Raw genomic sequence first — 24,063 nt, 5'->3', positions numbered from 1 at the left:
GCCCGGTCACCGGAGACGCGAGGTTCGGCCAGGCCGGTCACGCGAAGCGGTCGGGATGCAGTTGCCGGGCCAGCGACTCCACCGCGCCCGCGACCCGCACACCGGTCACCGTCGACGACAGCGGCAGCACCGCGAACCGCTGGTTCCTGATCGCCGGGACGTCCTTGAGCGCCGGATGCCCCAGCAGAAACTTCTTCTTGTCGTCGGCGGACTGCGCACCGTAGTCGTAGATCACGATGACCTCGGGGGCGCGTTCGGCGAACTGCTCGAACGAGACGTCCCCGTAGGGCTTGTCGACGTCGGCGAACAGGTTGTCGCCACCGGCCAGCCGGATCATCTCGTTTCCGATTCCCGCGCCGCCTGCGGTGAAGACGGTCTTGTCGCCGCTGTCGTAGACGGCGACCTTGAGCGGCGTGATGCCGGCCAGTTCGCCCTTGACGCCGTCCAGGACGGCGCGCATCGAGCCGATCCGCTTCTCCGCCCGGTCGGGCACCCCGAAGATCTTGGCGACGGTGCGGATCTCCTCCTCGACCGTGGCCATCGTCACCGGCCCCTCCGGGCACTCCTCGATGTTGAGGTGGCTGTCGATCCCGGCCTTCTTCAGCGCCGCCCGGCTGCGGCCGTCCTTCTCCTCGAAGGCGCTCTTCCAGCCGCCGTAGACCAGGTCCGGCTCGGCCGCCAGCAGCGTCTCGAAGGACGGGTACTCCTTGGAGATCACCTTCACCCGGTCGTAGGCGGCCTGGAACTCCGGCAGCACCTCGTCGTCGAGGTAGCCGGTACCGACCATCGACTTCTCCAGGCCGAGAGCCAGCATCACCTCGGTCGCGTGCTGGTTCAGCGACACCGTGCGCTGCGGCGGGCGCTGGTAGGTCGTCGTCACCCCGCAGTTGGACACCGTCACCGGGAACCCGGCAGGCGCCGCACCCGGTCCGCCTGCGGCGGCACGCTCGGAACCGCCACCGCATCCGGACACCAGCAGGACCGCCGCCGCCAGCCAGGCCAGCGCCGCCCCACCGCGCACGCCGATCATGACACCACCTTCTGGGACGGGCCGGCCGCCGGTCGCCGCGGCGGCCGGATGGAGTACAGGTCCAGAACGGCGGGAGGATCGGCCAGGCCCGGGCCGCCGGCGCGGACCCAGGCGGCGATGTCATCAGTGGCCGCGGCGTCGTTCACCAGGCCCAGCCACACCGGGTGGGCGCCCTGCGCCCGCCCAGCGGCCGAAGGCTGCACGACGACGATGTTGGCCTGCTCGCACGCGTCCAGGCACCGCGACACCCGGACCGGCGCGGCTTCCCGGAGGCGTTCGAGTTGGCCGGCGTGATCGATACCGGTCACCTTGGGACTGCCGCAGCAGCAGTCCCGGCACACGGTCACCCGGCACGGTGCCGGGCCCGACGAGCCCATGGGCATACCAGCCCTCCTCTCTGGGGAGATCCGCCCCAGTGCCATCGAGGAGGCGACCGCGTGAGTCTCCTGGCTCTCGGGTCAACGCTCGTCCCGGCCTTCCCACCCGCGTTCGCGGGCAGTGGCATGGTTCGGGATCCGCTCGCCGATCACAGTGGCGGTACCGCGCCGGATTCGCACCGGCTTCCTCGTTCCGCCGTCGCCTACACCGCACATCGTGGCACATGCGGCACTTGCACAAAAGTCCGCCTGAGGGCGCGGGTCAGGAGCCGGGGGATTCGCGGCGGAGGAGGTAGGTGTCCATGATCCAGCCTTTGCGGGCGCGGGCCTCGGCGCGGGCGCCGCGGATCCGGTCGGCGACCTCGTCGACCGGGCCGGAGATTAGGATCTCGTCGGGGGTGCCGAGGTAGGCGCCCCAGTAGATGTGGAAGCCGGCGGCGGTCTCGGTGAAGGAGCAGGCCGCGTCCAGCATGACCAGGACGTCGTCGGCGGTGGTGCCTTCGGCGGCCAGGCGGCGGCCCGTGGTGATGTGGACGGGACGCCCCACCCGGGTGAGGGCGACGCGGTGGCGGGCGGTGAGCGCGGAGATGCTGCTGATACCGGGGACCACCTCGTGAGCGAACTCCGCCTCGACCTCTTCCAAGGCGGCGAGGGTGCTGTCGTAGACCCCTGGGTCGCCCCAAACCAGAAGCGCCCCGGTCTGCCCGTCGGCGAGTTCGTCGGTGATGAAGGATTCGTAGATCCGTGCGCGGTGGGAGCGCCAGTCCTCGACGGCGGCCGTGTACGCCGGGGCGGTGCGGTCGCGTTCCGGGTCGCGGACCTCGACGACCCGGTAGGGGGGACGTCCGTGCGCTTCGATGAGGTCGTGGCGCAGCCGGGCCAGGTCGTGCTTGGCCTCGCCCTTGTCGACGATGAGGAAGACGTCGGCGGCCGCGATGGCCTTGGCCGCCTGGAAGGTCAGATGGTCGGGATCGCCCGCCCCGATCCCGATGATCAAAAGCCGCTTCACCGGGACAAGTGTGCCAGAACGCCTGATATAGGCTTGGCGCCGCATTCATCCGAGGAGGCCAGTGGACGCGCGTGTCATCACCGTCGTGGGGATCGGCGCCGATGGGTGGGACGGGCTTCCGGAGGACTCCCGTGCGGCGCTGCGGGCGGCGGACGTGCTGCTCGGCGGGCGCCGGCAACTCGACCTCGTGCCGGTGGGCGAAGCCGAGCGGGTCGCCTGGCCGTCCCCCCTTCTCGCGGAGCTTCCCGGGCTGATCGAACGGTACGAGGGCCGCGCGGTCGCCGTCCTGGCCAGCGGTGATCCGATGTTCTTCGGAATCGGCTCCACGCTCGCGGGGATGCTGGGCGCGCACCGGCTGCGGGTGCTGCCGCATCCGTCGTCGGTGTCGCTGGCGTGCGCGCGGCTCGGGTGGCCGCTGGAGCGGGTGGACGTCTGCAGCCTCGTCGGCCGCCCGGCGGAGACGCTGAACGCGCTGTTCGCGCCCGGCCGCCGCCTGCTGGTCCTCGGGGCGGGACGCGACGCCCCGCTCGTCGTCGCGGGGCTGCTCGCCGGGCGGGGCTTCGCCCCCAGCCGGATGACCGTCCTGTGCGACCTGGGAGCGGAGACCGAGACCGCGCGGCCCGGTACGGCGGGGGAGTGGGACGAGCCGGCCGGTTCCGCCCTGAACATCGTCGCCGTGGAGTGCGAGCCTGGCCCGGACGCGGCCCCGCTGCCCCGCACGGCGGGGCTGCCCGACGACGCCTTCGAGCACGACGGGCAGCTCACCAAGAGCGAGATCCGCGCGATCACCATGTCGCGGCTCGGGCCGCTGCCCGGCGAGCTGCTGTGGGACGTCGGCGCCGGGGCGGGCAGCGTCGCGATCGAGTGGGCGCGGGCGCACCCGTCGTGCGAGGCCGTCGCGATCGAGCGGGACCCGGAGCGGGCGGCGCGGATCGGCCGCAACGCGCGGTCGCTCGGCGTGCCCGGCGTGCAAGTCGTGGAGGGCCGGGCGCCGGGCGCGCTGGACGGCCTCCCGGCCCCCGACGCCGTCTTCGTCGGTGGCGGGCTCACCGTCCCCGGTCTGCTGGAACGCTGCCTGGACGCGCTGAAGCCGGGCGGGCGGCTCGTCGCCAACGCCGTCACGCTGGAATCAGAGGTCCGGGTCGCGGAGGCCCGCCGCGCTCATGGCGGCGAGCTGGTCCGCGTCGGCGTCGAGCGCGCCGCGCCGCTCGGCGGGTTCACCGGCTGGCGGCCGGCGATGCCCGTCACCCTCTGGACGACATGGAAGGACGACACATGACCGTCTACTTCATCGGAGCCGGCCCGGGTGCCGCAGACCTGATCACCGTGCGCGGGCTGCGGACGCTGGAGTCGGTCCCGGTGTGCCTGTACGCGGGGTCGCTGGTGCCGCGCGAGCTGCTGGAGGCGTGCCCGCCCGGCGCGCGGCTCGTCGACACCGCGAACTTGACCCTGGACGAGATCATCGCCGAGCTGACCGCCGCCCACCGCGAGGGCCACGACGTGGCGCGCCTGCACTCGGGCGACCCGTCGCTGCTCAGCGCGGTCGCCGAGCAGATGCGCCGGCTGGACGCGGAGGGCGTCCCCTACGAGGTTGTCCCGGGAGTGCCGGCGTTCGCCGCGGCGGCGGCGTCGCTGAAGCGGGAACTGACGGTCCCCGGGGTCGGGCAGACGGTGATCCTCACCCGCACGGCGGCGCGCGCCACGGCGATGCCGGACGGCGAGGACCTCGCCACGCTCGGCGCAAGCGGCGCCACGATGGTGCTGCACCTGGCCGTCCAGCGCATCGAGCAGGTGGTGGCGGAGCTGCTGCCGAACTACGGCGCGGACTGCCCGGTCGCGGTCGTCGCCCGTGCGAGCCGTCCCGACGAGGTGATCCTGCGCGGCACGCTCGCCGACATCGCCGGCCTGGTGGCCGAGGCCGGGGTCAAGCGCACGGCGGTGATCGTCGTCGGGCGGGTGCTGACGGCGTCGGCGTTCCCCGGCAGCCACCTGTACTCCGCCGAGCGGGACCGGGGATGCGCCGCGTCCTGATCCTCGGCGGGACCGCGGAGGCGCGGGCGCTCGCGGCGCGGCTCGCCGGCGAACCCGGCTTGTACGTCGTGTCGTCGCTGGCCGGGCGGGTCAGCGATCCGCGGCTGCCCGCGGGGGAGGTGCACGTCGGCGGGTTCGGCGGCCCGGAGGGGCTGGCCGCGTGGCTGCGCGAGCACCGGATCGACCGCCTGGTGGACGCAACGCACCCGTTCGCGGAGCGGATGAGCGCCTCGGCCTCGCGGGCGTCGCGGGCGGCTGGCGTCCCGCTGATCGCGCTGCTGCGCCCCGGCTGGGAGGAGGGGGACGGCGACGACTGGCTTCGCGTCCCGTCCCTGGCCGACGCCGCCGCCCGGATACCGGCGGGCGCCCGGGTGTTCCTGACCACCGGGCGGCGCAGCATCCCGGTTTTCGCCGGCAGGGCGGACGCGTGGTTCCTCGCGCGGTCGGTCGACCCGCCGGACCCGCCCGTCCCGCCGAACGTGCGGGTGCTGCTGGCGCGCGGCCCCTACACGGTGGACGGGGAGCGGACGCTGATCCGCGACCACCGGCTCGGCGTGCTCGTCACCAAGGACAGCGGCGGCGCGATGACCCGGGCGAAGCTCACCGCCGCCCGCGACGCCCGGATTCCGGTGATCATGGTCGACCGTCCCCGCCCGCCGGACGGCGTCCCGGCGGTGCACGACGCCGCGGAGGCCGCGGCCTGGGTTCAGGGGTAGCGGCGCGGCGTGTAGACCGCGCCCCGGCCGGTCACGCGGGTCGTGGACGACCCGACGATCACCAGGCACCGCATGTCGACCTGCTCGGGGTCCAGCTTGCCGAGCGTGGTCACGGTGACGCTCTCGGCCTCGCCGCCGACATCGCGCCCGATCACCACCGGTGTCTCCGGTGAGCGGTGTTCCAGCAGCAGGTCGCGCGCCGCCGGAAGCTGGTGCCTGCGGCGGCTCGACGACGGGTTGTAGAGGGCCACCACCAGATCGGCCTCGGCCGCGGCGGTGAGCCGCCGCGCGATCACGTCCCACGGCTTGAGCAGGTCAGACAGCGACAGGACGCAGAAGTCGTGGCCGAGCGGCGCACCGACCCGGCTCGCCACGGCCTGCGCGGCGGTCAGCCCGGGGACGATCCGCACAGGTACGTCCGCGAACTCGTCCTCGGCCGCGACCTCCAGCACCGCCGCGGCCATGGCGAACACGCCCGGGTCCCCGGAGGAGACGACGGCGACGCGGGCGCCGTCCCGCGCGAGCAGCAGCGCGTGCCGGGCCCGGTCCGCCTCCACCCGGTTGCCCGACGCGTGCCGCCGCTGCCGCGCGTTCGCCGGGACGCGGTCGAGGTAGGGGCCGTAGCCGACGAGGTCGGTGGCCGACGCGAGGACGTCCTGCGCCTCGGGGGTAAGCCATGGGCGGCCGGCCGGGCCGAGCCCGACGACGCTGACGCCGCCCGCGTCCCGGGGGCGGGCCGGGGCGGGCGCCGTGAAGGACCGGTCCGCCGGGCTGGTCAGCAGGGCGAGGGACATGTACGGGACGTCCGCCGGGTCGACGCCGGCGAGCGGCGCGACCCGCTGCCGGTCGGTGGAGGCGCGCTCCACGTAGCTGGCGTCCGCGAGCCGGCCCGCGTCCTCGAACGCCCGCCTGACCTTGGTGAACGTCCGCCCCAGCTTGAGGACCGCTGCCGCGTCCGCGTCGCGCAGCCGCTCGGCCAGTTCGTCGCCGGGCAGCGTGCCGGGCAGCACGGTGAGCGTCTCCTCCCCTTCCACGAGCGGGCGTCCCGCCGCCGCCGAGGCCGCGCTCAGCGACGTGACGCCGGGCACCACCTCGGCCGGGTAGTGCGGCGCGAGCCGCTTGTGCAGGTGCATGTAGGAGCCGTAGAAGAACGGGTCGCCCTCGCTGAGCACGACGACGGTGCGTCCCGCGTCGAGATGCTCGGCGAGCCGGCCGGCGCAGTCGGCGTAGAACTCGTCGAGCGCGCCCCGGTAGCCGCCGGGGTGGTCGGTCGCCTCGGTGGTCACCGGGTACAGCAGCGGCTCCTCGATCTGCCCTTCGCGCAGATGGGGCGCCGCGATCGAGCGGGCGATGCTGCGGCCGTGGCGGGCGGAGTGGTAGGCGACCACGTCCGCCGCGCCGATCAGCCGCGCCGCCTTCACCGTGACCAGTTCGGGGTCGCCGGGCCCGACGCCCACGCCGTACAGCCGTCCGGTTGCGGGTCCGGTGCCGGGTCTGGTCATCACTCCGCCTCACTGGCGACGGCGTTGACCGCCGCCGCCGTCATCGCGCTGCCGCCGCGCCGCCCGCGCACGGTCAGGTGTTCCAGGCCACTGGCGGCGAGCGCGTCCTTGGACTCGGCCGCGCCGATGAAGCCGACCGGGATCCCGATGACGGCCGCGGGGCGTCCCGCGCCCTCCGCCACCAGTTCGAGCAGGCGGAACAGTGCGGTCGGCGCGTTGCCGATCGCCACCACCGCGCCGTCCAGCCGGTCGCGCCACAGCTCCAGCGCCGCCGCGCTGCGCGTAGTGCCGAGCCGCTCCGCCAGGTCCGGGACGCCGGGGTTGCCCAGCGTGCACACGACCTCGTTGCCGGCCGGCAGCCGCGCCATCGTGATCCCGGACGCGACCATCCGCGCGTCGCACAGGATCGGTGCGCCGTCCAGCAGCGCCGCCCGTGCCCGTTCCGCGACCTTCGGCGACCACGCCAGGTCGTCCACGAGGTCGGTCATGCCGCAGGCGTGGATCATCCGGACCGCGGCCCGCGCCACGTCGTCCGGCAGACCCGACAAGTCGGCCTCCGCGCGGATGGTCGCGAAGGACCGCCGGTAGATCTCGGCGCCGTCCCGGACGTAGTCGATCACCGCTGTTCCTCCCTCGGTCCCGCCATCTTCAGGACGACTGGGCCGCGGGGCATCCCGCAGCGTCGCTCGCATCCCGCCCAGTGGACGGGAGTCTCTGGGGCGCGCTCCAGGCCGACGACCCAGCGCCGTGCGTCGCCCTGGACGTCGCCGCGCGACTTCGCGCAGCCGGGGCTCCCGGTGCAGGCCGTGACGCCGACCCAGGGCGAGGCGGCGTCGACCGCGAAGCCGGCCTCCGCGAGTTTCGCGGCGCTCACCCTCGCCTCGCCCGGGTCCAGATCGCGCAGGACGACGCTCCGCCGCGGCGTGATCCGCACCTCGCCGGGGTCGCCCGCCGTCTCGCCGAGCGCTCCGACCTGGGCCCCGGACAGCCGCCCCAGCGGCGGGACGATCTCCAGCGCGACCCTCCCGTCCCGCTGCTCGATGAAACCCGCGTACGCGGGTCCCGGCACCGAAACTTTCGGGTCGTCCAGGGGTGTCCCACCCAGTTTCGCGGCGACCAGCCGCACCCCGTCCGGCACCTCCGCCAGTCGCCAGGCGTCCTTCCGGACGTCGAGGAACGCCCCCGCGGCCGCGAGCATCGCCGCGACCGGATCCCCGCCGAGGTCCAGGTCGAGCGGCGTCCCGGCCAGCCGGAGAGCGGCGGGCCCGAACGCGACGTCGGCGTCCAGGGCCGCGATGTCGCCGCTGCCGTCGTCGAACCCGAACAGGAACCGGCCCGGCAGCCCCGCCAGCCGCGGGACGCCGCAGAGCGCCCGGTCGAGCGCCGTGACCAGCGTGTCCGTCGCCAGGACGCCGCGGGGCCCGCGCCCGCCGAGCGGGGACGCGACGATGTTGCGCACCCGCTCGTGCGACGGCGAGGGCAGCAGCCCGGCGCCCGCCAGCCGGTCCGCGAGCCGCGCCGGGTCGCGCACCCCGCGCAGCTGGAGGTTGCCGCGGGAGGTCAGCTCGATCACGTCGCCGCCCAGCTCGCGGGCGGCTGCGCCGAGCACGGCGAGCTGCGCGGATGACACCGCGCCGCCCGGCGTACGGACCCGCGCCAGCGGGCCGTCGGCCGCGTCATGGGTCTGCAGCGCTCCGGGGCAGGCGTCGGCACGTGGCCGTCCCGCCCGCTTGACATTCGACACGAGGAGGATGAAACCACAGTTTCCAGGCGGCCCCGCGCTGCCGTAGTCTCGTGCGTAGACGATGGCAATGGGAGGAAGCCGGTGCGAATCCGGCGCGGTCCCGCCACTGTGACCGGGGAGCGAACCCCGCTCAAGGCCACTGTCCGCCCCTCTCCGAGGGGCGGATGGGAAGGCCGGGGCGAGCACTGATCCGGGAGCCAGGACACTCCTGCCGTCGCGACACCCGCGACCGGGGCGAGGACCCCAGGGGGAGGATCCGCCGTGTCCACCGACACGTCCGGGCAGGGCCGCACGGTCCTGCTGCTGTCCACGTCCGATACAGACCTGCTGAGCGCGCGCGCCTCCGGCGCCAATTACCGCCTCGGCAACCCCGCGCGGCTGGCCGTCGACGACCTCCCGGCGCTGGTGGACGGCACCCACCTCGTCGTCGTCCGGCTGCTCGGCGGGCGCCGCGCCTGGGAGGACGGCCTCGACGCGCTGCTCGCCGGCCCCCGCCCAGTGGTCGTCCTCGGCGGCGAGCAGGCCCCCGACGCCGAGCTGATGGAGCTGTCGAGCCTCCGCGGCGGGGTGAGCGGCGGCGTGTGCGCCGACGCGCACGCCTACCTCGCGCACGGCGGCCCCGCCAACCTGGCCGAACTGCACGCCTTCCTGTCGGACACGGTGCTGCTGACCGGCCGCGGCTTCGAGCCGCCGCGCCCCACCCCGACCTGGGGCCTGCTGGAGCGCGAATCCCGCGCCACGGAAGGGCCGGTCGTCGGCGTCCTGTACTACCGCGCCCACCACATGGCCGGGAACACCGCGTTCGTCGACGCGCTGTGCGCCGCGATCGAGGACGCGGGCGGACGCCCGCTCCCGGTCTTCTGCTCGTCGCTGCGCACAGCGGAGCCCGAACTGCTCGGCACGCTCCGCCAGGCCGACGCGCTGGTGGTGACGGTCCTCGCGGCGGGCGGGGCGCGGCCCGCGACGGCCGGCGCGGGCGGCGACGATGAAGCGTGGGACGTCGGCGCCCTCGCCGACCTGGACGTCCCGATCCTCCAGGGCCTCTGCCTCACCACCGGCCGGGACGCCTGGGCGGACAGCGACGACGGGCTGTCCCCGCTGGACGCCGCGTCGCAGGTCGCGATCCCCGAGTTCGACGGCCGCATCATCACCGTCCCGTTCTCGTTCAAGGAGACCGACGAGGACGGCCTCACCTTCTACGCCGCCGACCCCGAGCGCGCCGCGCGGGTCGCCGGGATCGCCGTACGGCACGGCCGCCTGCGGCACACCCCGCCGCCCGCCCGCCGCCTCGTGGTGATGCTGTCGGCGTACCCGACCAAGCACTCCCGGGTCGGCAACGCCGTCGGCCTGGACACCCCGGCGAGCACCGTCCGGCTGCTGGCCCGGCTCGCCGAAGCGGGCTACGACCTGGGCGAAGGCTTCCCCGGCGTCGCCGAGCAGGACGGCGACGCGCTCATCCACGCGCTCATCGCGGCGGGCGGCCAGGACGAAGACTGGCTCACCGAAGAGCAACTCGCGGGCAACCCCGTCCGCATCTCCGCCGCGTCCTACGAGCGCTGGTACCGCACCCTCCCCGACGACCTGCGCGCGGAGATGGAGCGCCACTGGGGCCCGGCGCCCGGCGAGCTGTTCGTCCAGGACGGCGACCTCGTCCTCGCCGCCCTGCGCGCCGGCAACGTCGTCGTCATGGTGCAGCCGCCGCGCGGCTTCGGGCAGAACCCGATCGCCATCTACCACGACCCCGACCTGCCGCCCAGCCACCACTACCTCGCCGCCTACCGGTGGCTGTCCGACGAATTCGGCGCGCACGCGATCGTGCACGTCGGCAAGCACGGCAACCTGGAGTGGCTGCCCGGCAAGGCGGCGGGGATGTCGGCGTCGTGCGGCACCGACGCCGCCCTCGGCGACGTGCCGCTGATCTACCCGTTCCTCGTCAACGACCCCGGCGAGGGGACGCAGGCCAAGCGCCGCGCCCACGCAGTCCTGGTGGACCACATGGTCCCGCCGATGGCCCGCGCGGAGACCTACGGCGACATCGCCCGCCTCGAACAGCTCCTCGACGAGCACGCCACGATCGCCGCGATGGACCCGGCGAAGCTCCCCGCCATCCGCGCGCAGATCTGGACGCTGATCCAGGCCGCCAAACTCGACCACGACCTCGGCCTCGACGACCGCCCCCACGACACCGAGTTCGACGACTTCCTGCTGCACGTGGACGGCTGGCTGTGCGAGGTGAAGGACGCGCAGATCCGCGACGGCCTGCACGTCCTCGGGCAGGCGCCGACCGGCTCCACACGAGTGGACCTGGTGCTGGCCATGCTCCGCGCCCGGCAGATGTGGTCGGGCCGGGAGACGCTGCCCGGCCTGCGCGAGGCGCTCGGCCTCACCGAGGACGGCACCGCCGGACTCACCGACGTGGACGCCGCCGAGGCCACCGCCCGCGCCCTCGTCCAGGCCATGGAGGACGCGGACTGGGCCGTGGACGCCGTCCCCGAAGTCGCGCAGCGCGTCCCGGCCGAGCGCCGCGCCTTGGTGGCCCCCGTCCTGGAGTTCGCCGCCACCGAGGTCGTCCCGCGCCTGGCGCGCACACCGGACGAGCTCGACCACGTCCTGCACGCCCTGGACGGCGGCTACATCCCCGCGGGCCCGAGCGGGTCGCCGCTGCGCGGGCTCATCAACGTCCTGCCGACCGGCCGCAACTTCTACTCCGTGGACCCGCGCGCCGTGCCCAGCCGCCTCGCCTGGGAGACCGGGCAGGCGATGGCCGACTCGCTGCTGGAGCGCTACCGCACCGACCACGGCGAATGGCCGCGCTCGGTCGGCCTGTCGGTGTGGGGGACCAGCGCGATGCGCACCGCGGGCGACGACATCGCAGAAGTGCTCGCGCTGCTCGGCGTCCGACCCCGCTGGGACGAGGCATCCCGCCGCATCACCGACCTGGAGCCCGTCCCCCTCGGCGAGCTGGGACGGCCGCGCATCGACGTGACCGTCCGCATCAGCGGCTTCTTCCGCGACGCGTTCCCGCACGTCGTCGCCATGCTGGACGACGCCGTCCGCCTCGTCGCGGGCCTGGACGAACCCGGCGACGCCAACTACGTCCGCGCCCACGTCCAGGCCGACGCACGCGAGCACGGCGACGAGCGCCGCGCCACCCTGCGCGTGTTCGGGTCGGCGCCGGGCGCGTACGGGGCGGGGCTGCTGCCGCTCATCGACAGCCGCAACTGGCGCGACGACGCCGACCTCGCCGAGGTGTACGCGGTGTGGGGCGGCCACGCCTACGGCCGCGACCTCGACGGCGTCCCCGCCCGCGCCGACATGGAGAGCGCCTACCGGCGGATCGCGGTCGCCGCCAAGAACGTCGACACCCGCGAGCACGACATCGCCGACTCCGACGACTACTTCCAATACCACGGCGGCATGATCGCGACCGTGCGGGCGCTGACCGGCAAGGCGCCCGAAGCCTACGTCGGCGACAGCACCCGCCCAGACGCCGTCCGCACCCGCACCCTCTCGGAGGAGACCGCGCGCGTCTTCCGCGCCCGCGTCGTCAACCCGCAGTGGCTCGCGGCGATGCGGCGGCACGGCTACAAGGGCGCGTTCGAACTGGCCGCGACCGTCGACTACCTGTTCGGCTACGACGCCACCACCGGCGTCATGGCCGACTGGATGTACGACAGGCTCACCGCCGCCTACGTCCTGGACGAGGAGAACCGCGCGTTCATGGAGGAGTCGAACCCGTGGGCGCTGCACGGCATCGCCGAACGGCTCCTGGAGGCGGCCGAGCGCGGCATGTGGGAACACCCCGACCCGGAGATCCTCCAAGGGCTCCAGGAGGTCTACCTCAAGGCTGAGGGCGACCTGGAGGACGACACCAGCCGCTGAGCCGCCTCCGGATACCCGGCCCAGTGCAGATGCAGGTACGACGCGGTGATCCGCTCGTCTCCGAACCCGTCGCTTGCACCGCTCCACCGGAACAGCGGTTCCGGGGTCCCGCCGGTCAAGGCGGTGCGGTGGAACTCGTGGCCGCGGAACCGCTCGCCCGGCCGCGTCAGCGGCGACTCCACCATCGCGACCGCCTCCCGGTAGCCGAGCGTCAGCCGGGACGTCATCGCGGCCCGGCCGGGGATACGCCCGCACATCGCCCGCCCGTCGAGCTCCTCGCACAGGTACAGCAGCCCGGCGCACTCCGCGGCGACCGGGCCGCCGAACGCCGCCACCGCCGCGAGCATCGGCGCGTTGGCCGCGAGCTCGTGCGCGTGCACCTCGGGGAACCCGCCGCCGATGACGAGCGCGGCCGTCCCGTCCGGGAGGGCCTCGTCGCGCAGCGGGTCGAACACCGCCACGTCCGCACCCGCCGCGCGCAGCAGCTCCACGTGCTCGGCATAGGAGAAGGTGAACGCCGGCCCGCCCGCCACCGCGACGACCGGCCGGCCCGGCACCGCGGTCACGTGCTCCGCCGGGTCCCACGGCCGCCCCGACGCCGAGGGAGCGGCGGCGGCAAGCCGCAGCAGCGCGTCCAGGTCGCAGGATTCGGCGACGAGCGCGCCGAGCCGCTCCACCGCGCGCACGGCGTCGCCTCCGCGCTCGGCCGCCGGGATCAGCCCGAGATGCCGGGACGGCGTGACGACCCCGCCGTCCCGCCGGATCGCCCCGAGGACCGGCACCCCCGACGCCTCCAGCGCCTCCCGGCACAGCTCCTCGTGCCGGTCCGACCCCACCCGGTTCAGGATGACCCCACCGATCCGGACCCCCGGCTCGAACACCGCGAAGCCCTGCACGAGCGCCGCGACCGACCGGCTCTGCCGCGCCACGTCCACCACCAGGACCACCGGGGCCCCGAGCAGCCGCGCCACATGCGCCGTGGACGCGAAACCGCTCGCGCCGCGCCCGTCGAACAGGCCCATTACGCCTTCGACCACCGCCACGTCCGCGCCGGCGGCGCCGTGCAGGAACAGCGGCGCGATCCGGTCCTCGCCCACGAGCCACGGGTCTAGGTTGCGGCCCGGCCGGCCCGCCGCGAGCGAGTGGTACCCCGGATCGATGTAGTCGGGACCGACCTTGTGCGGCGACACCCGCAGGCCGCGCGCCCGCAGCGCCGCGATCAGGCCGGTCGCGACGGTCGTCTTCCCGCTCCCCGACGACGGCGCCGCGACGACGAGCCGCGGCACTGCATGGGAGGTCACCACTCGATGCCCCGCTGGCCCTTCTGCCCCGCGTCCATCGGATGCTTGACCTTGCCCATCTCCGTCACCAGGTCCGCGACCTCGACGAGCCCGTCCGGCGCGTCCCGTCCGGTGATGACGACGTGCTGGTCTCCGGGACGGCCGGTGAGGGTCTCGACGACGTCGTCCAGGTCCAGCCAGCCCCACTTGAGCGGGTAGGTGAACTCGTCCAGGACGTAGAAGCGGTGCGTCTCGGCGGCCAGGTCGCGCTTGATCTGCGCCCAGCCCTCCCGCGCGTTCTCCGCGTGGTCGTCCTCGGCGCCCGGCCGCCGGATCCACGACCAGCCTTCGCCCATCTTGTGCCAGGTGACGGGCCCGCCCTCGCCGCTCTCGCCCAGCACCAGCAGGGCGCGCTCCTCGCCGATCCGCCACTTCGCCGACTTCACGAACTGGAACACCCCGATCGGCCAGCCCTGGTTCCACGCTCGCAGCGCCATCCCGAACGCGGCGGTGGACTTGCCCTTGCCGGGGCCGGTGTGGACGATCAGCAGCGGCCGGTTGCGGCGCTGCCGGGTGGTGAGACCGTCGTCGGGGACGGACACCGGCTTCCCCTGGGGCATGTCAGGCCGCCTTCCTGTGCTCTTGCTTGCGATGACTCCGGACGATCCCGTCGAGGTCGCCCAGCGGGACGAGCCGCGCACCGAGCCGCACCGCCAGCTTCCCCGCCAGCCCGAGCCGCACCGGGCCGTCCTCGCAGTCCACGACGATCCCCGCCGTGCCCGCGAGCAGGCCCGCCGCCCGGTCCACGTCGCCTGCCGCGGTGGCGCGGCCGTCGGTGACGACCACCAGCAGTGGGCGGCGCGCCGGATCGCGCAGCCGCTCCACGCGCAGCACCTCCGCGGCCTTCACCAGCCCGGCGGCCAGCGGCGTGCGGCCCCCGGTCGGCAGGGCGCGCAGCCGCGCCGCCCCCGCCTCGACCGACGAGGTCGGCGGCAGCACGAGGTCGGCGTCGTGGCCCCGGAAGGTGATCATGCCGATCTTGTCGCGGCGCTGGTAGGCGTCGAGCAGCAGGCTCAGCACGGCCGTCTTGACCGTGGTCATGCGGCGGCGCGCGGCCATCGACCCGCTGGCGTCCACGACGAACAGGACGAGGTTGCCCTCGCGTCCCTCGCGGACCGACTCACGCAGGTCGTCCGGCCGCAGCACCAGGCCGGGACCGGACCGCCCGCGCGCCCGCTGATGCGGCGCCGCGGCCAGCAGCGTCGCCATCACGTGCGGGTCGTGGAGCCGCCCGGCCGGGCGGCGCGTGCCGGTCACCTTGCCCAGCGCCGTCCGCGACCGCGACCGGCGGCCCGCCGTGCCCTCGCCGACGCCCGGGACCTCCAGCAGCGGCACCGCGTGCGGCGCGGCGGCCACCGCGACCGTTCCGGTGTCCGCGCTGCCCGGCTCGCCCGGCGGTTCGGACTCCGGTTGCGCTTCCGCCGCTTCTCCGGCCTCGTTCCGCATGCCGTCCTGAGGCGTGGCGGGCTGGTCAGTGGCCGGCGTGCCGGAGTGGTCCGCCTGGTCGCCGGGGCCGTCGGGACGTTGCGGAGGACCGTCCCCGCCGCCCGGTGGTGCACCGCCGGGTGGTGTGTCATCGGGACCGTCGTCGGGGGAGGTGCTGTCCAGGAGTTCGTCGAGCAGCGACTCGTCCAGCCCGGGCGCGTCGAACGGGTCGCGGCGGCGGCGATGCGGCAGTGCCAGGCGCGCGGCCGCGCGGACGTCGTCGGCCGTCACCTCGTCCCGCCCCCGCCAGGCCGCGTGCGCCACGGCGGCGTTCGCCGTGACGAGGTCGGCGCGCAGGCCGTCCACCTCGAACCCGGCGCACACCGCCGCGATCTGCTCCAGCCGCTCGTCGGGCAGCCGCACTCCCGGCAACCGCGCGCGGGCGGCGGCGATGCGGCCCGCCAGGGCGGCCTCCGCGTCCGCCCAGCGCGCTGCGAACGCAACGGGTTCCGCCTCGAACGCCAGCCGCCGCCGCACGACCTCCGCCCGCTCCTTCGGGTCACGCGACGCCCGCACCTCGACCGTTAGCCCGAACCGGTCCAGGAGCTGCGGGCGCAGTTCGCCCTCCTCCGGGTTCATCGTCCCGACCAGCAGGAACCGCGCCGCGTGCCGGACCGACACCGACTCCCGCTCGACGTAGCAGGTGCCGAGCGCGGCGGCGTCCAGCAGCAGGTCCACCAGGTGGTCGTGCAGCAGGTTCACCTCGTCCACGTACAGGACACCGCGGTGCGCCGCCGCAAGCAGCCCCGGCTCGAACGCCTTCACGCCCTCGGTGAGCGCCCGCTCGACGTCCAGCGACCCCGCCAGCCGGTCCTCGGACGCGCCGACCGGCAACTCCACCAGCGCCGCCGGGCGCCGCGCGGACGGCCCGCCCGGATCGTGCGGCCCGTCCGGGCACGATGCGTCCGGCGCCGCCGGGTCGCACGCGAACCGGCACGCGGGCACGACCGCCACGCCGGGAAGCTGCGCGGCCAGCGCGCGGACGATCGTCGACTTCGCGGTGCCCTTCTCACCGCGCACCAGCACACCCCCGACCCGGGGGGAGACCGCGTTCAGCAGCAGCGCGAGCTTCAGATCGTCCATGCCGACGACGGCGCTGAAGGGATAGGGGGCGTTCAATCAGTGGCCTTCCGGTTGACGTGGGCGACCCGCCAGCCGCTCTCGGCGGCGGTCAGTTCGGTGGTGGACAGCGGCGCGATGTCGATGCGGTCCGCGGCCGGCACGTCCAGGCCGAGGACGTGGGCCAACACAGCCCGGATGGCGCCGACGTCGCAGACCGCGATGCCGGACACACCGGTTCTGAGCCACTCCGTGACGCGCTTCGCGAGTGCGGCCCGGCTCTCGCCGCCGTGCGGCACGGCGTGCGGGTCCGACAACCAGCGGGCCAGCGCGTCCGGCTCCCGCACCGCCACCCGCGCATACGGGAGACCGGCCCAGCGGCCGTGGTCCGCCTCGGCCAGCGCCGCGACGGGCCGGGCGGCGAGTCCGAGCGCCTCACAAGTCTCCAGCGCCGCCCGCGCCGGCGACGACCACGCCTCGGCGCCGGGCAGCGTCCCCGCCAGGCGCCGCGCCCTGGCCAGGCCGCCCGCGTCGGCCGCGCCGCCGGCCGGGAAGCGGGCCTCCCGCATCCCGGCCGACGTCGCGTGCCGGACGAACAGCACTCCGATCAGGCCGGCGCCGCGGCGCGCGCAGGACGCCGCGCCCGGTCGCACGCCCATCCGAACAGGGCTCCGAACGCCGCCCAGAACACCAGCTGGGTACCGAGCGACGCGACCCGGAACTCCCACAGCAGGGCTGCGGGGAACCCGTCCGGCACCTCGTTCACCCCGGGCAGCGCCAGCCACGCCACAATCACCGGCACGAGGAAGGCGAGCACCATCGCCGCCCAGCGCGCCCACGGCCCGCCGGTGACGTGCCTCGCAGTGGTCACCGCGATGGCCACGGCGAGCAGCCCGATGACGACCATCGCCAGATACAGCAGGGTCCGGCTGGTGATCGTCTCGGGGTCGCCAACCGCCGGGGGATTGGCGGGGTACTTCAGGAACGGGACGACGATGACCGCGGCGAAGGCCGTCCCGGCGGCGGCGAGGGCGAGGCCTCCGTCCGACCGCGGGCCGACCCGCCCGCGCAGCGCCGCGAAGACGAGCGCGAACACCCCGCCGACGGCGAGCCCGTACAGACCGGTGGCGAGGAAGAGCCCGAACTTCTGCGTCCCACGGCTCACCTCCGCGCCGTGGTCGTGCCCGCCGCCGCCGGCGGCGTCTCCGTGGTCGTGTGCGGGCTCGGCCGCCGCGGCGGCCTCCTCCAGCGCGATCGCGTCATCGATGCGGGGCTCGCCCACGGCGAACGCGAATGCGCCCGCGACGAGCCCGGCCAGCAGGCCGAGAAGAAGGCCCCTGACCAGCAGGGTTCGGATCATGGGGGCGGCCTCAGTGGCACGGCACGCCGAGCAGGTGCCGCCCGTCGTGCATCAGCTCGTGGAGGTAGCCGCCCGTCTGCGACACGGCACCGTTGTCCATCAGGACGAGGTAGCCGATCAGCAGCAGCACGGGAACCGCGAGCAGCCATGGAACGAGGCGTGGAAGGGGGATGTTGCCTGGAGCCGACAGCGTGCTCACGGTACCTCCGAAGGGAAATCTTGCGCGTCCCGGACTATGAGGTCGCGGCCGCCCGAGCGACCTGGCTCCCGGGCTCGTCGTCCCGGATACAGTGGCGCGTCCGCACCGGCATCTCACCGGATTTCCCTCGGGCAACCGTGAATCAGGCGAAACGTACGACCTGGCAGGATGCTTGTCAACCCGCCGGGCGCGGCAGTCCGGCATCGGCCTTGCCGACGGTCAGAATCTGCACGGCGCGATCGCCGCCGTGAGATTCGCGCCCATGCTGGCAGGGTCCATGTCCTCGAGTACCTCTCCCAGGCCGGCGACGGAACCCCAACGTGATGGAACTGCGGACCCTTGGCGCTGTCACGGATCTTCGTGCGGAGCGCGCGGTGTGCTGCTTCTGGTTCGTGACATCTCCAGACATTCCGGGAACTGTTGCGACGTGGGGGCCGGGCGATCGTAGGGATGGGAGGCAAGCCAGGAGGAGCTTGTGTCGTCCTGGCCCGAGGCTGTGCTGTCGTGCTCGGTAGGCCAGTCTGTCGCCGTCCGTGATGGTCGATGCATCCACCGCAGACCCACCCTGCCCTTATGAGAAGAGCGAGGAGTGCCGGTGGTGTGTACCGGCGATGTGGCTGCGAGGAGCCAGACACCGGCCGCACCCTGGGTAGTAGGTGTCCGCGACTGGCGGCCGAGCGCAGCCATGGCAGTTGGTACCTGCGCCTCGAACTGGACACCGGAACGGACGGTCGCCGTCGACGGGTCCGCCGGGGCGGGTTCCCGACCCGCAAGGCCGCGCTGGAGGCGTTGGTACGGCTGCGTGGCCCGGCTGGGAGTCCGCTGACGGTCGCCTCGTGGCTGGAGCGGTGGCTGGAGAACCATCCGGGTGCGCCGTCCACGGTGACCGGGTACGCCGATCACGTGCGGCGGTATCTGAACCCGCTGTTGGGTCACCTGCTGCTGGCGGAAATGTCGGTCCTGCACGTGGAGGAGATGTTCGCGGTCATCACCCGCGAGCATCAGGGCGCGGGCCGGCGGCTGTCGGCCGCGACGCTGGATCGGATCCGCGCGACGCTGCGGGCGGCGTTGAACGCGGCGCTCCGCCAGGGGCTGGTGGAGGAGAACCCGGCGTCGCTGGTGGCGTTGCCTCCGACGCGGCGGCCGCGTGCGGTGGTGTGGACCGCCGCCCGTGTCCAGCACTGGCGCAAGACCGGGGAGCGGCCCGCCGTGGCTGTATGGACCGCTGCTCAGACGGCCCAGTTCCTGGACGCGATCGCCGCGCACCGTCTGTATGCGGCCTACCATCTGATCGCGTTGCGTGGGCTGCGGCGCGGTGAGGCGGCCGGGCTGCGGTGGTGCGATGTCGACTTGGACGAGGGCACCGCGGTGATCTGCCGGCAGTTGCAGCGACGGGACGGGCGGCTGATGGTATGCCCGCCCAAGACCGCGCACAGTACCCGGGTGATCGCGCTGGACCGCACCACGATCGCGGCGCTGCGCGCCCATCGGTCAAAGCAGCAGGCCGAAGCGGCCGCCTACGGCGAGGGGTACCGCGACAGCGGGTATGTCTTCACCAACCTCAACGGTGACCCGGTTGCCCCGGGCCGGCTCACCCACGTGTTCCAGAAACTGATCGCCGAGCACGATGTGCCGCCGATCCGGTTGCACGATCTGCGGCACGGCGCCGCGACGCTGGCGCTGGCGGCCGGGGTGGAGTTGAAGGTGGTGCAGGAGATGCTGGGGCATTCCAGCATCGTGCTGACCGCCGATACCTACACCTCCGTCCTACCCGAAGTCGCGCACCGTGCAGCCGAGCAGACCGCAACGCACCTGCTGCGCGCCGCGGGCATGGTGCCCGGCACCACCCGACGTCGCGGCCGTGCCCTGGCCCGGCGTCGGCGCCTAGCGGCGAGCCGTACCCGGGCGGGCCTGGTGCGCCGCCGGTCGGCTGCTCCGCACCCCGAACCGGCGGGGTCCCGCACCCGGGCTCGGCCTGCTGTTCGGGTTCGCGCCGATAACACGGCTTCTGCGGCGTAATCGAGAGCATCCGCTCCCTGTCCTTGCCCGTCGACCTGCGAAGGGACTAACCGCATACCGGCGGCGCGGCGGCTGCGAGCAGTTCGGCGCGGGAATTCGGCCTTGCCTACGTCAGGATGGGGGTGGACGCGGGGGTGTTGGGCTTGGCCTGCGTGTATGACGGGCCCCAGGGTGGCCTCACCTTGGCCCCAGGCATGATCACCGGCTGGCTGTCAGAGCCGTGTTTGCCCTGGTGAGGGGTGGTGGGTCGCGTGGGACTCGAACCCACAACCTACGGATTAAAAGCGGTCCTTTCAGTGTCATTCTATGCTGGCCTGTCCGCATCCAGCCCCATTTCCATGTTGCTCGATGTCGCCGCGTATCGATTCGTTTCGGAACCGCCGAGCCGACAACGAGCCGACATGGGCACGGGGACCCGATGACTTCTCGTCGCTGGGGGCTCCTCGCCGCCGACCTGTAAGGACGAAGCTTTCGGTAAGCGTAGGCGCCCAAGAGGCCTTCATGCCCCACAGAACCCTCGCTAACGGAGACCGGACGGCTGCGCCTGGCCCGCTACCTGGGCGATGACGTCGATCTTCTATACGTCGAGCCTACTCGGACTCCAGACCTGTTCGGCGATGCGGCGGTAGAGATCCTGTCGCTCGTCTAGAGCGTCCTTGGTGAACTCGTTCTCGTACGGTTTGAACGGCAGACCACTGCTAGTGGCGTACGCGATGAAGCTGGGATTGTTCTGGTAGCACTGCGGCGACAGCGTCTTCGCGAGCAGGTTCTGACCGTAGTAGTGGTTGACCTTGGCCTTGAAGTCGTTCGCTCCCAGGGACTGATTGAATCCGCGGGGGAGCAGGATGAGGCCGCCGAGCCGGTTGCGAGTGAACGAGAAGTCCTGAGGTGAGGCGAACACGTCCTTGAACCTTTGGTAGTCGTCAGCCCAGATGTGTTCTATCTCGAACGGCTTCTTGATTTTACTGGAGACGTAGGTGACGAAGTCGGACTCGACTCCGCATTCGGCCTCGATGTGTGCGGTGAGCCGGGCGAGGATGTAGCGAACCTGCGGACGGTTCATCTGGTGCAACCGGTAGTCGCTGATCCCGGCGAAGGACTCGGGCTGGTCTTGCAGGCGCCTCTTGAGGACCGTGGCGAGCTGCTCGACGCTCAGTCCACGGATCTCGCGGAGCAGGTTGAACATCGTGTACGACATCGCCGAATAGCCGATCTGGCGATAGTTGACTATGCGGCGAGCGCAGTAGATGTCGAGGAAGTCCGCTACCAGGCGCATCTTCATGTCGACTTCGGTGGCGCTGTCGATGATCTCGATCGGCGCCAGGATCAGCGGAAACTGCAGTGTGAAGTCGTTGTGTGCGTTGTAAAAGATCGCCTCCCGGCCTGGGACCGGCTTCAATGTCGCGTCTAGGATGCTCAGGTAATGTCTGCTGTAGGCGGCGAAGTGGCTGTGGATGAACTCGGCGTATGGCTGGGTGAACTCGGCGGCGGGAGCCGACGACGTCAAGCCCGCGGCCTCGCGGTTGTTGCGGAGCCAGTTGTGGAACTCAGTGCCGATCCGGTCCCAGTCGCGCGGGACGGCGTCCTTCTTGCGCTCACGGATGCTGGTGGCGTACTTGGCCCGCAGCCAAGCCTTGATGAAGTCGGCGGCGGTGTCCTTGCCGCCCTGCTGGACGAGCCGCTCGACGGTCTTCTTCCAGGTCGCGTCTGCCTTCGCCTTCGCGTCGTCGCCGTTGATGTGGGCTAGCAGGAAACCCTTGAGCATGTCGGTCGGGGTGAGGGACAGGCCCCGGTCGTTCATGGTCTCGAAGATCGTGTAGGCGTCGTCGTCGTTGTAGGCGGTGATCTCGATCAGCGAGACGTTGTCGAGCAGCCAGTCAACGAAGTACGGCAAGGCATGGCCGGTGAGGGTATCGGGGAAGAGTTCTTTGATGTCCTCGTAACGGGCGAGCAGCGTCCGGACCGACGGCGAGTCGCTATGGGTCTCGAAGGCGACCCCCTTGAACAGGGCTTCCATTGCCTGCTCGCGATCCACGACGTCGACCTCGAGATTGAAGGAGCGCTTGCCGAACCTCTCGGAAAAGATCAGGTTGGTGACCGGCGTCACCCCGTCCACGTCCTTGGCCAGGTGGTACAGATGGACGAGGAGGAGGGTCAGCGACGTGAGTCGCTGCTGGCCGTCGACGATGTAGCGCTTCTTCTCTCTGTGGCTGATGATGACCGAGCCGAGGAAGTACTGGGGGTAGTCTTCGACCTCTGAGCGCTCGTGGGACTCATCGTAGCTGCCTCGGAACTTGGCTTCGAGGTCCTCGATGAGCTCGGCGATCTGCTTACGTCCCCACGCGTACTCGCGTTGGTAGTAGTCCAGCCTGTACTTGTTGCCTTCGAGTAGTCCGCGAACGCTGCGGGGCCTTCCGTCGATCCTATTCGTCGCATCGACCATGTGCGTCTCCTCCTCTCCTGAGGGACGGTACCGGTAGACACAGACACTTGCAGGCGACGAATGCAGAAAATCGGTTCACTCGGTGTCGATCTCCGAGGCGCCGTGGTCGCTTGATTCGGCTGCCGTCGTCATGCCGGATGAAGCGCAGCTCGCGCATCGCCAACTCGTCGACACGCCACTCGACAAATCGCTCACATGCCTCCGAGGTGAGCATGTGTGAGCCACCTTCGAGACGCCGAAATCCTTCTCGCGCGGGCTCTCGCCTGCCTGGCGATCATGTAGTGCCGGAGGCTCGCCCAGACCTGCCCTGTCGCACGGCCAAGTCGATCATCCCCAGCACCCCGGAACCAGTCTCGATCACGGTGTGGTGCAGCGGTGCTCTTGCGCTGCCTGTCGTCCTGTCCGAGCCAACCCAACGAGTTCAAGGATCACCCATCCCTGCAACCCGTGTGAGCCGGCGGTATTACATTTGGGCTCCAGAAGGCGACGATCGGAGATACGGATGACCGGAAGGGGCAAGATGAAAGAGATAGGCCGAGGAAGATGCCAGTTGGCCGTGATCATCGACATCGGGTTGCCCTCTGGCCTCCTGTCTCATACAACCCCTCCGCACCGCAACAGGATGATTCGGGCGGCCAAGCGACCGTTCGGAAGTCGCACGAACGCTGGGAGCCTCAACGAGATAAGCGCAAACGGGAGGGGCACGAGCGCCTGGGGCGCGAAGGGTGCGAGCCGGAGCGCTTGACGGACCAGCGAAGCTCAGCAGGCGAACCGAGTATCCGCACCCCATAGGGTCACGTGCGGACGGTGGCCCTCGTCTGCCGAGCATTGCCTGTAGCGTCGGTCCAGGTCACCACGCAGTCAACGGCGTTCGGCGATCCCCAGGCGAGTAGCAGGGGCAACCGTACCTCCTGACCGGGTGGGATGGTGCCGAGCGATCCGGCCTCCCGGTGCACACGGAAAAGTGCGTCGTCGGGGAGGTTCTCGAACGCAAAGTCGACGTTGGAGGCCGGCCCGTGAGAGGTGTTGTGGAGCACCAAAGACCAGTGCCGCTGGGTCTTCACGCGCCCCATGCTGTCGGTCTTCACGCTCTCGCGCACCTCCGCACGCGGCCACACTCCCTCGGAGGTGTCCGGTCCCTCTGGCTCCTCGTCCTTCGACGCCTCAACGGACTGCTGGAACTGCGCTGTTGCTCGGCTGAGGAAGTTGTTGATGTGGCCGACGAGGGCCCCCTCGTTCGCGTAATCGAAAACGAGGGCGGACTTGCGCAGTTCCTCCAAGTAGGAGTTGAGCCGCTGCCGCTCGCCCAGCGCCGCGCCGTTCAAGGGCGAACGCGGGGTCGAGTTCACGAGGACGGCCACCGACTTCCCGGCATCGACGAGGACCTTGATCTCCTCGGCCGTGCCCGACTCGGCCTCGCCGGTCGGCGTTCCCAGGCGGTCGTAGAAGAGCGCCACGGCAAGATCGGCCTCTTCGACGATCTGCTGGTTGAGGATGGCCTGCGGCCGTTCGCCGAACTCAGCGACGGCGTGCTCGGTCCAGGACACGGGAAGCACGGTGAGGCCAACATGGCGGCCAAGGTTGAGGTTCCACTGGCTGATCGTCTTTCGGCTGATCGCCATGTCTTCGATGGGTACGTCCCCGGGTGCCGAGATGAGCAAGTGGAGCGCCAGGGTGGGATAGGCCATGAGTCAGGATCCTTCTGGTTGTCGATGGTGAGCGCCGTGGCCAGGGCGGTGCCGGTTGGTCGCTGTGCTGTAGGGAGCGAGGTCGTCAGTCGCTGTCGACGAGACGCAGCACCGGGCGCTCGTCGGCCTCGCCCAGCAGGTCGCGCACCTGCGCGGCGCTGATCTTCAGGGCCTCGGCG

The 24,063-nt window shown here is 72.3% G+C and carries 19 protein-coding genes and 2 riboswitches; of the genes, 5 read left to right on the top strand and 14 right to left on the bottom strand.

Going from position 1 to position 24,063, the window contains the following annotated elements:
• Positions 1 to 37 precede the first annotated feature (37 nt).
• From ABTW95_RS29925 to cobF, 3 genes are all read right to left on the bottom strand, one after another.
• Positions 38 to 1,030 carry an ABC transporter substrate-binding protein gene (locus tag ABTW95_RS29925; RefSeq protein WP_500228022.1) on the bottom strand — a complete coding sequence of 331 codons (993 nt, stop codon included), beginning with the start codon at positions 1,028 to 1,030 and terminating at the stop codon, positions 38 to 40.
• Positions 1,027 to 1,338: a hypothetical protein gene (locus tag ABTW95_RS29920; RefSeq protein ID WP_500228021.1), complete on the bottom strand. Its 312-nt coding sequence runs from the start codon at positions 1,336 to 1,338 to the stop codon at positions 1,027 to 1,029. The genes ABTW95_RS29925 and ABTW95_RS29920 overlap by 4 nt, the downstream gene beginning before the upstream one ends.
• A gap of 112 nt (positions 1,339 to 1,450) precedes the next feature.
• Positions 1,451 to 1,650: riboswitch (cobalamin riboswitch) on the bottom strand.
• Positions 1,651 to 1,669: 19 nt separating this feature from the next.
• Entirely contained in the window at positions 1,670 to 2,416 is a 747-nt protein-coding gene (gene cobF / locus ABTW95_RS29915; RefSeq protein WP_500228020.1) for a precorrin-6A synthase (deacetylating), read from the bottom strand.
• Between the two features lie 61 nt (positions 2,417 to 2,477).
• Between cobF and cbiE the strand changes: the two genes are divergently transcribed.
• The 3 genes from cbiE to ABTW95_RS29900 are packed head-to-tail and all read left to right on the top strand — an operon-like array spanning position 2,478 to position 5,163.
• Positions 2,478 to 3,695, top strand: coding sequence for a precorrin-6y C5,15-methyltransferase (decarboxylating) subunit CbiE (gene cbiE, locus ABTW95_RS29910; protein ID WP_500228019.1), 1,218 nt, complete (start codon positions 2,478 to 2,480; stop codon positions 3,693 to 3,695).
• Complete coding sequence (gene cobM / locus ABTW95_RS29905; protein ID WP_500228018.1) at positions 3,692 to 4,447, top strand: precorrin-4 C(11)-methyltransferase; 756 nt, start codon at positions 3,692 to 3,694, stop codon at positions 4,445 to 4,447. Before cbiE ends, cobM begins: the two co-directional genes overlap by 4 nt.
• Positions 4,432 to 5,163 (top strand): cobalt-precorrin-6A reductase, encoded by a 732-nt coding sequence (locus ABTW95_RS29900; RefSeq protein ID WP_500228017.1) that lies wholly within the window; start codon positions 4,432 to 4,434, stop codon positions 5,161 to 5,163. Before cobM ends, ABTW95_RS29900 begins: the two co-directional genes overlap by 16 nt.
• On the opposite strand, the gene ABTW95_RS29895 is transcribed toward ABTW95_RS29900, so the two are convergent.
• Genes ABTW95_RS29895 through ABTW95_RS29885 form a run of 3 tightly spaced genes read right to left on the bottom strand, consistent with a single transcriptional unit; the run spans position 5,154 to position 8,409 of the window.
• On the bottom strand, positions 5,154 to 6,665 hold the full coding sequence (locus tag ABTW95_RS29895; protein ID WP_500228016.1) for a precorrin-2 C(20)-methyltransferase: 1,512 nt from the start codon (positions 6,663 to 6,665) through the stop codon (positions 5,154 to 5,156). The two genes, ABTW95_RS29900 and ABTW95_RS29895, sit on opposite strands and share 10 nt — an antisense overlap.
• Positions 6,665 to 7,285 carry a precorrin-8X methylmutase gene (locus tag ABTW95_RS29890; RefSeq protein WP_500228015.1) on the bottom strand — a complete coding sequence of 207 codons (621 nt, stop codon included), beginning with the start codon at positions 7,283 to 7,285 and terminating at the stop codon, positions 6,665 to 6,667. Before ABTW95_RS29890 ends, ABTW95_RS29895 begins: the two co-directional genes overlap by 1 nt.
• Complete coding sequence (locus ABTW95_RS29885) at positions 7,282 to 8,409, bottom strand: ferredoxin-like domain-containing protein (protein ID WP_500228014.1); 1,128 nt, start codon at positions 8,407 to 8,409, stop codon at positions 7,282 to 7,284. Before ABTW95_RS29885 ends, ABTW95_RS29890 begins: the two co-directional genes overlap by 4 nt.
• 72 nt (positions 8,410 to 8,481) lie before the next feature.
• Positions 8,482 to 8,616: riboswitch (cobalamin riboswitch) on the top strand.
• Positions 8,617 to 8,670: 54 nt separating this feature from the next.
• On the opposite strand from ABTW95_RS29885, the gene cobN reads away from it, so the two are divergent.
• Positions 8,671 to 12,291 (top strand): cobaltochelatase subunit CobN, encoded by a 3,621-nt coding sequence (gene cobN, locus ABTW95_RS29880; protein WP_500228013.1) that lies wholly within the window; start codon positions 8,671 to 8,673, stop codon positions 12,289 to 12,291.
• Here the strand turns inward: cobN and ABTW95_RS29875 are convergent.
• Genes ABTW95_RS29875 through ABTW95_RS29850 form a run of 6 tightly spaced genes read right to left on the bottom strand, consistent with a single transcriptional unit; the run spans position 12,246 to position 17,734 of the window.
• Positions 12,246 to 13,592: a cobyrinic acid a,c-diamide synthase CobB gene (locus tag ABTW95_RS29875; protein ID WP_500228012.1), complete on the bottom strand. Its 1,347-nt coding sequence runs from the start codon at positions 13,590 to 13,592 to the stop codon at positions 12,246 to 12,248. The genes cobN and ABTW95_RS29875 overlap by 46 nt on opposite strands.
• Entirely contained in the window at positions 13,589 to 14,191 is a 603-nt protein-coding gene (gene cobO, locus ABTW95_RS29870; protein ID WP_500228011.1) for a cob(I)yrinic acid a,c-diamide adenosyltransferase, read from the bottom strand. The genes ABTW95_RS29875 and cobO overlap by 4 nt, the downstream gene beginning before the upstream one ends.
• A gap of 1 nt (position 14,192) precedes the next feature.
• Entirely contained in the window at positions 14,193 to 16,199 is a 2,007-nt protein-coding gene (locus ABTW95_RS29865; RefSeq protein WP_500228044.1) for a VWA domain-containing protein, read from the bottom strand.
• 32 nt (positions 16,200 to 16,231) lie between these two features.
• Positions 16,232 to 16,834: a histidine phosphatase family protein gene (locus tag ABTW95_RS29860; RefSeq protein WP_500228010.1), complete on the bottom strand. Its 603-nt coding sequence runs from the start codon at positions 16,832 to 16,834 to the stop codon at positions 16,232 to 16,234.
• Entirely contained in the window at positions 16,783 to 17,535 is a 753-nt protein-coding gene (locus ABTW95_RS29855) for a CbtA family protein (RefSeq protein ID WP_500228009.1), read from the bottom strand. The genes ABTW95_RS29860 and ABTW95_RS29855 overlap by 52 nt, the downstream gene beginning before the upstream one ends.
• 10 nt (positions 17,536 to 17,545) lie before the next feature.
• A complete protein-coding gene (locus ABTW95_RS29850; RefSeq protein ID WP_141966195.1) occupies positions 17,546 to 17,734 on the bottom strand; it encodes a CbtB domain-containing protein in 189 nt (62 codons plus the stop codon).
• A 600-nt stretch (positions 17,735 to 18,334) separates the two neighbouring features.
• Between ABTW95_RS29850 and ABTW95_RS29845 the strand changes: the two genes are divergently transcribed.
• Complete coding sequence (locus ABTW95_RS29845) at positions 18,335 to 19,753, top strand: tyrosine-type recombinase/integrase (RefSeq protein ID WP_500228008.1); 1,419 nt, start codon at positions 18,335 to 18,337, stop codon at positions 19,751 to 19,753.
• Positions 19,754 to 20,330: 577 nt separating this feature from the next.
• Here ABTW95_RS29845 and ABTW95_RS29840 read toward each other — a convergent pair.
• Together ABTW95_RS29840 and ABTW95_RS29835 are read right to left on the bottom strand one after the other, a co-directional pair.
• Positions 20,331 to 22,196: a DUF262 domain-containing protein gene (locus ABTW95_RS29840; RefSeq protein WP_500228007.1), complete on the bottom strand. Its 1,866-nt coding sequence runs from the start codon at positions 22,194 to 22,196 to the stop codon at positions 20,331 to 20,333.
• Between the two features lie 794 nt (positions 22,197 to 22,990).
• The gene (locus tag ABTW95_RS29835) at positions 22,991 to 23,884 is read right to left on the bottom strand and encodes a DUF4062 domain-containing protein (RefSeq protein WP_500228006.1); all 894 of its coding nucleotides are present in this window, start codon (positions 23,882 to 23,884) and stop codon (positions 22,991 to 22,993) included.
• Between the last annotated feature and the right edge of the window lie 179 nt (positions 23,885 to 24,063).

The organism is Spirillospora sp. NPDC127506 (genome assembly GCF_040302145.1).
In the GTDB taxonomy this organism is placed as follows: Bacteria; Actinomycetota; Actinomycetes; order Streptosporangiales; family Streptosporangiaceae; genus Spirillospora.
Note: the sequence above shows the minus strand (reverse complement) of the source record. Positions and strands in the feature narration are given on the sequence as shown.

Coding starts and splice junctions, on each gene's coding strand:
- cobO (WP_500228011.1), bottom strand. CDS start 14,191: ATGCCCCAGGGGAAGCCGGTGTCCGTCCCCGACGACGGTCTCACCACC.
- ABTW95_RS29860 (WP_500228010.1), bottom strand. CDS start 16,834: ATGGGCGTGCGACCGGGCGCGGCGTCCTGCGCGCGCCGCGGCGCCGGC.
- ABTW95_RS29925 (WP_500228022.1), bottom strand. CDS start 1,030: ATGATCGGCGTGCGCGGTGGGGCGGCGCTGGCCTGGCTGGCGGCGGCG.
- ABTW95_RS29895 (WP_500228016.1), bottom strand. CDS start 6,665: ATGACCAGACCCGGCACCGGACCCGCAACCGGACGGCTGTACGGCGTG.
- ABTW95_RS29835 (WP_500228006.1), bottom strand. CDS start 23,884: ATGGCCTATCCCACCCTGGCGCTCCACTTGCTCATCTCGGCACCCGGG.
- ABTW95_RS29855 (WP_500228009.1), bottom strand. CDS start 17,535: ATGATCCGAACCCTGCTGGTCAGGGGCCTTCTTCTCGGCCTGCTGGCC.
- ABTW95_RS29865 (WP_500228044.1), bottom strand. CDS start 16,199: ATGGACGATCTGAAGCTCGCGCTGCTGCTGAACGCGGTCTCCCCCCGG.
- ABTW95_RS29840 (WP_500228007.1), bottom strand. CDS start 22,196: ATGGTCGATGCGACGAATAGGATCGACGGAAGGCCCCGCAGCGTTCGC.
- ABTW95_RS29900 (WP_500228017.1), top strand. CDS start 4,432: ATGCGCCGCGTCCTGATCCTCGGCGGGACCGCGGAGGCGCGGGCGCTC.
- cobM (WP_500228018.1), top strand. CDS start 3,692: ATGACCGTCTACTTCATCGGAGCCGGCCCGGGTGCCGCAGACCTGATC.